9 protein-coding genes are annotated in these 11,112 nt (G+C 37.8%); all 9 read right to left on the reverse strand.

Features of this window, described 5'->3' with window-relative positions; genetic code table 11:
* Positions 1-213: 213 nt before the first annotated feature.
* The 9 genes from AWW68_RS18315 to AWW68_RS18355 all read right to left on the reverse strand — a co-directional run bounded on the left by AWW68_RS18315 (position 214) and on the right by AWW68_RS18355 (position 10,835).
* Positions 214-1,191 carry a hypothetical protein gene (locus AWW68_RS18315; RefSeq protein WP_068224715.1) on the reverse strand — a complete coding sequence of 326 codons (978 nt, stop codon included), beginning with the start codon at positions 1,189-1,191 and terminating at the stop codon, positions 214-216.
* On the reverse strand, positions 1,157-1,420 hold the full coding sequence (locus AWW68_RS18320) for a MerR family transcriptional regulator (RefSeq protein ID WP_068224718.1): 264 nt from the start codon (positions 1,418-1,420) through the stop codon (positions 1,157-1,159). The genes AWW68_RS18315 and AWW68_RS18320 overlap by 35 nt, the downstream gene beginning before the upstream one ends.
* Before the next feature lie 90 nt (positions 1,421-1,510).
* Positions 1,511-2,125 carry a hypothetical protein gene (locus tag AWW68_RS18325; RefSeq protein WP_068224721.1) on the reverse strand — a complete coding sequence of 205 codons (615 nt, stop codon included), beginning with the start codon at positions 2,123-2,125 and terminating at the stop codon, positions 1,511-1,513.
* 2 nt (positions 2,126-2,127) lie between these two features.
* The gene (locus AWW68_RS18330; protein WP_068224725.1) at positions 2,128-3,396 is read right to left on the reverse strand and encodes a phage integrase SAM-like domain-containing protein; all 1,269 of its coding nucleotides are present in this window, start codon (positions 3,394-3,396) and stop codon (positions 2,128-2,130) included.
* A 218-nt stretch (positions 3,397-3,614) separates the two neighbouring features.
* The gene (locus AWW68_RS18335) at positions 3,615-4,403 is read right to left on the reverse strand and encodes a hypothetical protein (protein WP_068224728.1); all 789 of its coding nucleotides are present in this window, start codon (positions 4,401-4,403) and stop codon (positions 3,615-3,617) included.
* Positions 4,403-7,255 (reverse strand): type I restriction endonuclease subunit R, encoded by a 2,853-nt coding sequence (locus AWW68_RS18340; protein WP_068224732.1) that lies wholly within the window; start codon positions 7,253-7,255, stop codon positions 4,403-4,405. Before AWW68_RS18340 ends, AWW68_RS18335 begins: the two co-directional genes overlap by 1 nt.
* Positions 7,256-7,515: 260 nt before the next feature.
* Positions 7,516-8,415: an Abi family protein gene (locus AWW68_RS18345; RefSeq protein ID WP_068224735.1), complete on the reverse strand. Its 900-nt coding sequence runs from the start codon at positions 8,413-8,415 to the stop codon at positions 7,516-7,518.
* A 405-nt stretch (positions 8,416-8,820) separates the two neighbouring features.
* A complete protein-coding gene (locus AWW68_RS18350; RefSeq protein WP_068224738.1) occupies positions 8,821-9,225 on the reverse strand; it encodes a GxxExxY protein in 405 nt (134 codons plus the stop codon).
* Positions 9,226-9,599: 374 nt separating this feature from the next.
* On the reverse strand, positions 9,600-10,835 hold the full coding sequence (locus tag AWW68_RS18355; protein WP_068224748.1) for a restriction endonuclease subunit S: 1,236 nt from the start codon (positions 10,833-10,835) through the stop codon (positions 9,600-9,602).
* Positions 10,836-11,112: the final 277 nt, after the last annotated feature.

The following is an 11,112-nucleotide window of genomic DNA, read 5'->3' on the forward strand; positions in this document are numbered from 1 at the left end:
TTTATGAAGGGCAAAATGTCACCTCTTGACAATAACACTTAACGAATGTTTCTTAATTAAAAGGTTAGCTTTTGATAGCAATTAAAAATTGAGTAGTGCCTGAAATGAGCTAAAACAAACGTTCTTAAGAGATGAAGATTTAATATGCTTTATTCTCTTAGAATTTTACTTAACACCTTTTTTAATGACCTTTAGATAGACACATTATGTATACTATTTTCCACATAATAACAAGTTCGAATTAAAGGTCTCAAGCAATAGCTCTTTCAGGTTTATTTTCCCATCGAGTAACATTCTATTTCTTTCGACTGAATCCCTAACCCTTGCAAGATCTGTTTTACCACTAGGCTTCTGTTTTACAATTCTTTGAAACTCCTCAAACCCATCAGAAAGGTAAAGGCAAAGATTTTTGATATCACTAGTTTTTAATCCTGAAGGAATATCTGGGAATAGCTTAAAAACGATGGTTTGAACGACATTTTGCCAATGAATAAATAAAGGGCATTCTCCAATAAAAAGGTCCTCGGTAACTTTTACTCCCATTTTTCGGAGTATTTTTTTATCGTAATACTTTATCTCAAACCTATATGATCCTACGGGTGCGTCTATCACTTCTTTCGCTAAACGCTGCTTAGCTCTTACGTCATAAAGCTTTATTTCAAACTGAGTTAATTGCAAACGCCAACCATACACTTCTCTAGACTTACTTTTTTTCATGGCATCGAAAGCACTGTTCTTGTAAGTCATTCGCACCTTTTGTATCAAGTCAAAGTTTACTTGAAAAAACACGCCAATCTCAAGGTGATTGACCACAAATTGAAAAGCATCCTCCCCTACATCTAAGCACAACTTTTCAAGTGCATCAAAACACTCATTTAAAGTAAAAGAACAGGCGTTATGGCCGTGATAATATTTCCATAAGGAATTACAGAGCTCATGCCTTCCTCTTACCAAGTCAATTTTATGGTAAAACCCCTTCTCATTATCAGAAACCTTACTAGTCCAATATTTAGGAAAGCCTACCTCAGTAGTAGTGAGTGACGGTCTAAAAAGCCTATTCATATACTGAATAGGCTTTCTGTCCATAGTTTGAAAGGCCCATAAATCTGTAGGCGCTTGTAATTTCACAAAGTCAACCGGCATTTTCTTACTATCCTTAAACGGTTGTGCTTCGCATCTTTTGTAAATCATCGATTAACCAATTTCTTGAGAATAGCACCCGGCCATACATTCTTATTGAACGTATATCACCGGCTGCTACCCAACGATCGAAATTAGTCTGTGATGTTCTGCAAAATTCTGCAGCCTCTTCACGAGTAAGAAAGTGCTGAGGTTCTTTTTGATTTGAAAGCTTTTGGTCTACTACATCTTCAACCTGCTTTCTGATTTCTACGAGTAACATAGCATTGATCTGCTTCATGATTTTAGTTTTGAAGCAAATAGTGAATCATATGGGGTAATAAGAACCGGAACCCCTCACTATACATCGGGAGGGGCAAGGGAGGAAAATCTAAATATTAGCCCTTTTTTCAAGGGGTACACTATCCTGAATTTCCTTCATACTCACATTTAAAGACTCTATCATTTCACCCAAGACTCCCCTTACTTTATTCAAATTCTCATAGTGTTTCTCATTTGGATAGTCCTCTTTAAAACTACTGTTCGGCTTGTTCATTCCTAGCCCTTTTCTAAATGATTCCTTACCAACGCCCGTTAGATCATTTGCATTTTCCGCTATTATGGAGTCACTCGCTGACAAAACCTTCATTTTTTTCATCATGCTAAAGAATATTGCCAACTGACTAAAGTTGAAGCATGAATTAATCCCTTCGTTCACAGCGTTATGTGCCCTCTCATTCTCAAACTCATATATTTCATCGAACTTTCGGGTATTGTAATAATCTACATTCTCAAACCTATCATTTAGGGAATCTAAATCATCCCTTAGCCTAAAACTATCTTGCTTAAGCTTATCTAACTCTGACCTTATTGGCAGTATAAAATCATCCAAGAGTTCTCCGTTCTTGAATTGGGTTAAAACACCTTGAATTAACTCAACGAGTTGGCTTTCTGACCACTCAGAAAGAAATTGTCTCTCGTTCATTCTATCTTCTCTATAGCCCATGTTTACTGATTATTAAATAACATAACATCGATTAAGTCCTCATCACTAACGGCATAATAATACTCGTTAATCACTTTTTCTGTTTTTCCAGTAATAGAGGCAACATGCTTGGTTGGAATACCCCATTTATGACAAAGGGTAATAAAGGTTTTAACTGCCAAATGAGATGTCACCAAACTATACAAGGGTTCAAACTCTCCAGGAGCAATTTCTATAGCCCTATCAATTTCAACCTTTTTTAATAGCTCTTTCAGGTACATGTTATACTTCTGATCAGAAATATTAGGTAAAGAGTAATCATATTTTTCAAGGATGCTAAGCGGAATTGGTTTCAACGGTATGAAGCCCCTCTTTTTCTGCTTCTCAGTAATAGCTTCTATAAGCTTCACCTTCTTCCCTTCCCTTTCTATAGTCTGAATATGTTTGATGTTAAGTCTATTCAAGTCACCCACTCGTAGACCCACATAGCAGTTAAATACAAACCTATCCCTGACCCTAGATAGCTTATGATTATCAGAAAGTTCAGCATCTAGCAATCTACTAACCTCCTCCTCTGTCAAATAATACACCTTCTTAGTTGACTTAGCTACTTTAAAAGCCTTAAGGTCAACGTCTGGGTGAACCTCATAACCTCTACTTCTGGCCCATCTGAGCATTGACTTTAAGGTCTTAATATTCTTCCCAACAGTACTCTCCTTAGTTATACCCTTATGAGTTACTTTCAAATAAGAGACAAGAGCATCATAGTAGTTTAAGTCTGCTTGATCTATTGCGTATTCAAAACCCTCCGATTTATGAAATGACTCGATATGATTTAAAGTGCTATTATATTGTTTAAGAGTGCCTTTAGCTACACCCGCATGCGACTGCGCATTGATATAGTCTCTGAATACCTCTTTAATCATCGGACGAAGCTCTTCCTCAGAATCCTGTACAAAACCAGCCTCAAATTCTCGCTTGACGATTTTAGGCATAGGTTCAATACCTTTAGCAATAAGCCGGTTAACAGCGGCTTTTATATCTCTTTTAACCAGGTCAATATTCTCAATAGCATCTAACCTACCTTTCACACGTTGTTTAATGTAAGGTTCCATTATCTCTAGTTTACCTCTCACCTCAACAAACTCTATTGATTTCGGAGCAATTTTGCATGCTTGAAAATCGGCTACCTTACTGTTATGCTGGTACCTAACATAAATGGTAGTTTCTCCCTTTCTACTCAACCTAGGATTACCGTTCGAGTCCTTCTTAACTATTACTTTAATTGTCATTTTGGCAAGCTATTGGCAAGCGAAATGTAGTAAAATACGTGTAAATCATACTCAATGCGCACCATCCATTTTTCAAAAACCTGATTTAAATCTCATTTAAAGGCTTTTTAGAGCAAAGTCAAAAATTAGGTTCGAGTCCTGAGCGGATCACCAGAGAAAAAAGCCTCAGTTTAAACGCTGAGGCTTTTTTATTGCATAGCAATCTATTACCAAAAGGTCTAGTCAAATCTTCTACCATCACACCTGAAACAAACACCATTTTCAACATGAGTGTACTCTGGAAAATAACCAGCACCAAAACACCTTGCACAAGGAGTTAATTGGCCAATTAAATTTCCAAATTGGTCATAATGATCTATTTGGGTGGTTTCATGTAATTCTGTATGACAATCCCAGCAAAGGGTTAATAAAGCTTCATCAGGATATTCCCATGCCATTAATCCTTCTTGGTAATATTTGTGGTGAACAGACAACTTGTAAACATATTCCCAGAAGTACGAATTATTTACCTCAATACTACACTTCAATAGTTCTTTCTCAAGTTCATCTAGCTCTTTTGGTTTAACTTCCATTTTATTTAAAAATCCTCTTCTGTAAGACTCCCAATGACTCTCATACAAAGAGCCTAAGTTAATTCTCCTGAGTCCAACAACTCTTTTTCCCTTCATAGATGTACTAATACCAGTAGACTCATCCATCCTCGTATATTCAATAGAAGTTGACCCACTTTTTATATACGCCAAATAATTCATATTGGAAATCGGAGTGGACTTGTAAAGTGTATGAATTTCAACTATCGCTTCCTGAAAAAAAGCCACAAACAAATCGTAGCGTATTTTCTCATTGAGAACATATTTGACTAAATCTTCAGATAAACAAATACCAACCTGTGCCCCCTGGATAACCTTGTTGTTGTTACAGTGTTGGCAAGTGTTACAATCTCTTAAAAGAATCTTATCTCGTTTACTATTCCACTCAGACTGCCCTAATTGTTCTATGTAATCCATCACTCCCCCATCCCTCCTATGAATGTATCCACGAAATCGACCATTCTGTCGATAATGCGGTTAATGGTGGTTCTACGCTCCTTAAGCTTTGGCTTCTCTCCTTCTATCATTTCCATTACTTCGGTATTGATAGGCTTTCGCTCGGTAAAGAGATAGTTATCTATAGCACTGTGTAAAAGCCCTTCATTAAGGCTTTCTTCTTTAGCCAACAACTCAAGTGCTTTGGAGCGCTCAGCATTCCAAAAACTCTCAAAGGCATCATCTATCTGCTCTACATCTTCAATTTCTGGTAAGTTCTCTTGAATGAACTTCTCAATGAGTTCCTTCTTGCTTCTAAGTTGGGCGTCACCGGAAATGGCATCAATGATCTCCTTCTTGCGCTTCTCTTGATCTTCAGGCTTTTCTTCTTTCAGCTTGGCCAGCAACTTTAGTATATAGGCTACATTGACCTCATCTCTATGGATTAACTCCAGCTCAAAGTCCACATCGTTGAGAATTGAAACCTTCTCCTTTTCTCTGTCATTTCTGACCTTGTCATGAATATCTAGGTACTTGCTTTTGTAGTCCTCGAACTCTTGTGGATCAATGCCAATTTCATTTTCATCAAAATCTGCAAAGCCACTTAAAACATTCTTCAATCTCAGCAGCTCCCTAAATGCTTTTACAAACTCGAACTCCTCTTCTTCTGAACGCAGATCATTTACACTATCAACCGTAGGGGCGATCTGCTTCATCTTCTCCAATGCCTCTCTGAACTTCTCGACATAGTTCTCATAAGGCTCCATCAAGATTACCTCTTTGGCATCCTTATTCGAAAAGAGCGCTATAGCATCGTCAGTTGCTTTCTTGAGGTTTCTGAAGCAAACTATGTTCCCTTGAGACTTAGTCTCATCTAACGTTCTATTCGTTCGTGAGAAGGCTTGAATTAGACCATGGTACTTTAAATTCTTATCGACATAGAGTGTATTGAGTTTCTTTGAGTCGAAACCCGTTAAGAACATATTCACAACTAGTAGGATATCTACCTGCCCTGCCTTTACTCGCTTAGAGATGTCATTATAGTAGTCATAGAAAGATTTTGAGTCTTTGGTAGAGTACTTGGACCCAAACATTTGATTGTAGTCGTCTATAAACTCGTCTAGCTTCTCCCTACTGTGTTTATCTAAACCATAGACTGCTGCAGCTTCTTCAACAACTGAAACCTCCTCTCCAATCATTCCATCTGAAGCATTGTCATCTTCGTTCGGATTATAGCTAAAAATGGTTGCAACCTTAAGGTTGTGCTTACCCTCATTTTTAGCGGCTTTAAGCAACTCGTAGTAAAAGATTAAGGACTTAACACTACTCACACAGAAGGCTGCTGTAAATCGCTTACCATGAGTTTTTCTGTCATGGTTGACTGCTATGTAATCAACTATCTTACGTAGCCGTTCCGGGCTCTCTAGAAGCTCTTTGGTATCGATATCTTCTACCTCAATATCGATTTCATTATTACTTCCTTCCTTCTCTCGATAACGACCGACATATTCTATTGAGAACTTAAGTACGTTTTCATCCTTAATAGCATCAGTGATCACATACTTGTGAAGACACTCTTCAAATAGATCTTTTGTGGTGCGCTTGCCTAGCTCATTCTTAGTGGCATTGTCAGCAAAAATGGGTGTGCCCGTAAAGCCAAACATCTGCGCTTCCTGAAACCAATCTTTGATCCGTTCATGTGTTTCGCCAAACTGTGAGCGGTGACACTCATCAAAGATGAAGACGATCTTCTTATCCTTCTGATGCTCCATTCTGGACGTGTAGCGCTTCTTAGAAATCGCAGTATTCAGCTTCTGTATGGTAGTAACGATCAATGGCGTATCATCAGAGAACTGCTTGACCAGAATATTGGTATTGTCCGTAGAACTCACACTATCCTTCTGGAAGCTATTGTACTCTTTGGCTGTCTGGAAGTCGAGGTCTTTTCTATCTACTACAAAAACTACCTTATGAATCTGTGGAAGCTTAGTGAGGATCTGTGCAGCCTTAAATGAAGTAAGCGTTTTACCCGAACCTGTAGTATGCCAGATGTAGCCATTCTTGGTGGAGTTCTTTACTCTTTCGATGATGGCCTCTACCGCATAGAATTGATAAGGCCTAAGGATCATCAGTCCTTTCATCGTTTCATTGATGACCACATACTTGCATATCATCTTGCTCATGTGGCAAGGTTCTAGGAACTCATTGGCGAATTGCTCTAGGTTAGTGATGACCTTATTCTCTTTATCTGACCAATAGAAGGTGTTCTTAAAGCTCTCTCGCTTCTGATTTGAGAAGTACTTTGTATTAACTCCATTGCTGATGACATAGAACTGGATGTATTGAAAGAGTCCTGCAGAGGCACCAAAGGAATGCTTTTGATAACGCTTGACTTGATTAAAGGCTTCTTTGAGTTCTATCCCCCTCCGCTTGAGTTCTATCTGCACTACCGGAATACCATTCATGAGCAAGGTGACATCGTAGCGATTCTTATACTTGCCCTCCATAGTCACTTGGTTAGTGACTTGGAAGAGGTTCTGGCACCAGTGATCTATATTGAGGAACTCGATATAGGCAACGGTACCATCCTCTTTCTCTAAAGCATACTTATCTCTTAGTGTCTTGGCCTTATCAAAGACAGACCCTTTACTCAAATGATTGACCACCTTGGCAAACTCTTTCTGAGACAGAGACACTCCATTGTGCTTCTCTAGTTGAGCTTTCATATTAGCTAAGAGATCAGCTTCATCCTTAATGTTGACTCGCTGATACTTGAGCCCCTCTAACTGCTCAATAAGCTTGTTTTCTAATGCCTGCTCTGGTTGTATGGTCATTTAAAACTTTATTTTACTTTTTGCGTAAACCACTATAAATCAATTGATTAAAAAATTATTCTTTGAAGAATCTAATTCATTCTGTAACATTGTGTTACAAAAGATAATAAGTCGACTTGGTAAAAGCCGTTTGCTTTTATCGGGCCGCATAGAAATCCTCGGTTTTTCAACCGAGGTTTTTTTATTTCCTAAAAATATCCAATTCTTCCTCTTTACTTGCCTTTTTCAATAATATAGGTTCTAATCTATCAAACTGTTTTTCAAACCCATATTTCTTGTTCTTCCCATCCTTCCAAAAAACCAATCTTATAGATCGGAATGTCCGGATAAGTTGCGAAAAGTGATTTGATCTTTGTTTTAATCTGATGACCAGGTGTAACTCTATTACAGAGATAGAGCATACAAGTAAGAGACAAAAAAATACGTTTTTGTTGTACCTCTTGAAGAGGCATTGATAACCAAGTACTTCTTGGGTTTCTTAACTCATGGATAGGGCGCTTGACTAAATCTCTACTCCATAATCTAGAATGATGAGCCGCTATATTTCGAACGTAAACAATAGCCTCTAACCAACTTTCCAATTCAGTATGCAAATTGAGATCCATACTATTGGCAATTTTGGATTTAGCCGGAAGTTGTGTTTTTATATTCTTATAGATCTTAGATAATGTACCCATTGAGGCGACTTCAAGTATTTTCATCGCTTCTGGATGTTCATTAGGAAATCTATTTTTGTGATCAACTACGAATATTTCTGTACTCCAAGAAAATTCCTTTTCAAGTTTATCAAGTGATGATCTGAACCAATTATCTCGTCTAAAATACTGTGACTCTCGGTACCAGAATGGACCATGATCTTCCCACATGAAGTATATCATCTTGGTTCTAAGGGCTATCTCAATTCTTTCGATAGCGTCTAGAATGATCAGTCTCAATTGTCTATCAAAATTGTACTTATCAATAACATCCTCGAAAGATACACCTTCCTGAAAAGTATGATTTTGAAAATCAGCTTGTAAATCCCACCAATAGCCTTTTAGTCGATAATAACTAATGTTCTGAAGAAAATGACTTGCGAGATCTTTGTCTTGAAAAGACATCCCTCGGTCTTCGAGACGCTGAATTTGTTGCGCTATGGTAAGGAAGGGTTTAGGAGCCATAGCCTATAAAAAAAATGACCCAGAAGCAGTTCTTATGGTATGCTATCCGGGTTCTGTTAATACAAATATACGGACCCGAAGCATAATTGATGCATAAAACGCCAACAAATGTTAACGCTTTATGACTAGTAACGACATCTTTTAATTTATTAATCATTGATTAACAGATACTTATATATGATTTTTTGTCACTCATTTTCTTCTTTCTTCAAGCCCCCGACTTCAAGCTTCAAGCGGCCGCAGGCCCTCACACAAACATCTGCTGCAATAGTCATTGTCTAGACTGTGATTGATTTGATTTACGTGATGAGCATGATTAAATGCTGCAAAGCCTTAGCACCTCCATACAAAATCACATTAATCTCAAAATCACAATAATCACAGTACAGACACTTTCCCGTTTACTTATTTTTTCTTGAACTTTTTATTCTTGAATCTCTTGAATTGAAGGCTTCGCTCGCCAAAGTTGACCAACAACCCGATTTCTAAATTATAGGCTTCAAGATAGTTAATTGCCTGAGCGTAGTGAACATCCTCTAGTCTAGTGATCGCCTTAAGTTCCACTGAAATGGCATCCTCTACCAAAAAATCAACTCTTCTTGTTCCTATCTGCTCCTCTCGATAGAATATGGGCATTTCAAATTCTCTATTGAAAGCCAGCTTATTCTCATACATCTCTATGGCTAGTGCTCTCTGGTAGATTACCTCTTGAAAACCATTGCCTAAAACTTTATGGACTTCCATAGCACAGCCGATGATTTTACTAGTAAGATCTGAGTACTTGTACTGTGTGTTTACTGCCGTGTTCATTATGTAATTTAATTAATTGTCTTGACTGTCTTAACCATGATTTATTTGACTATTGCGATAACCATGATTAGACCACCACAGCCCTAACGCCTACAACCAAAATTGTCTTGACTGTGATTAATTTGATTTACATGATGAACATGATTTAACCTCCAACAGAAATCACATAAATCCCATAATCATAAAAATCACAGTGCAGACTGTATTAACCATGATTTATTTACAACTATAATGTCCATAATTAAACCACCACAGCCCTAACGCCTACAACCAAAATTGTCTTGACTGTGATTAATTTGATTTACATGATGAATATGATTTAACCTCCAACAAAAATCACAGTAATCCCATAATCATAAAAATCACAGTGCAGACTAAACAAACATCTGCTGCAATAGCCCTTTTTTAAAGTCCTTCATATGATCGATTTCTTCTAAGCAACCTTTAATTCGATGGTCTATTGATAATAGAAAATCAACTATTCTTTCTTGCTCTTCCTTACTAGAAAGTCCAATTAAAAGCCCTTTGAGCTGACTCGAATACAAGTGAATTACAGAGATACCCTGCGACAATCGAGCGACTTCAATTTTTCGAGCAGAACACAGTTGATACGCAATAAAACTACCATTCTGTTTTGTCCTGAAAACATTGACATCTCCGCCCAAGATCACACCTTTCTTATTTATGCTAGAAGCAGTAGCTATATCAATTTGAGTTTCTCCTGAAGCAGGAATAAGCACATCATTAGGCTCACTCAAGATAGACTCCTCAATACTTTGATTCGATTTTGAATACACTTTTTCAATTACCTCTCCATATGAGGTATAAAGCTCGCCATAACGAATACATTCATTCATTCCCTCTTCATCAATATCAGATTTGGAAACTCCTTTCCCTTTTAGAAATGAACCTATCTCCCCCAACCTTTTCTCCTCCCAATCCGGAAAGGCGGTACCATCAGGACGTTTAAAGCGAAGCTCGGGGTTGGTTTGACCTTGTTTGGGGAAGAGCTTTTGCATCACCCCTTTTTTGTAGGTTTCGAGCTTGTCTTTTTTCTCAGTAAGCAGTCGGATCTTCTCATCTACCGCACTCAAAAAGTCAGCGATCTTGCGCTGTTCGGGGAGGGAGGGGTAAGGAAGTCTCAACACCTTTACATCACTAGCCAAAATATGTTTAATCGTATTACCAGTCGTAATCTTGTAGATTAGTCTTTTACCAAAGTCTGTATAGAAATATTGAGAATAAAAACTACTATCACCCTCACCATTAGGCTTCAATATTAGAAGTGCATGACAATTTGATCCAGCATATTCTTTTGTTATTACAGCACATTCCCCGACATGACCAGACTGTACCATCACAATATCTCCCTCTTTTAATTGAGACTTCTTTTGCTTATTGTGAAAAGTACTATTGACATAAATTAAGCCTTCGGGATCAATGCTATTACTCTTTACATTTTTACCCTGTAAGTACATTGTCCCTCTCTCAGCATAGAAAGGTGTCGCCACTCCAACAAATCCATTAGTAACTGTTGGAAATAGCTTGCGAGCTTCAATATCTTCCCACTCTCCAACAAAACCCCTAAACCTTAAACTCGGAACCGCCATACTCAAAACTTTACGGGTGAATTTGTCTGCATCAGGATTCGCAGGATTACTTGATTTACCTGATTTAGTTTGTGCCCTCTAATTGATTCTATCATCTCTTCCATTTTATCCTTTTTATCCTATCATCTTGTTAATCCTGATCCTGATGGATATTTCGGGTTGAATACTTTCTTAAACTGTAAGCTTCTGGCTCCAAAATTAATAAGCAAGCCAATGGGCTTATCATAGGCAACTACGTAGTTTTTAGCCTGAGCTCAGTGAACATCTTCAAGGTTGA

Source organism: Roseivirga spongicola, assembly GCF_001592965.1.
In the GTDB taxonomy this organism is placed as follows: domain Bacteria; phylum Bacteroidota; class Bacteroidia; order Cytophagales; family Cyclobacteriaceae; genus Roseivirga; species Roseivirga spongicola.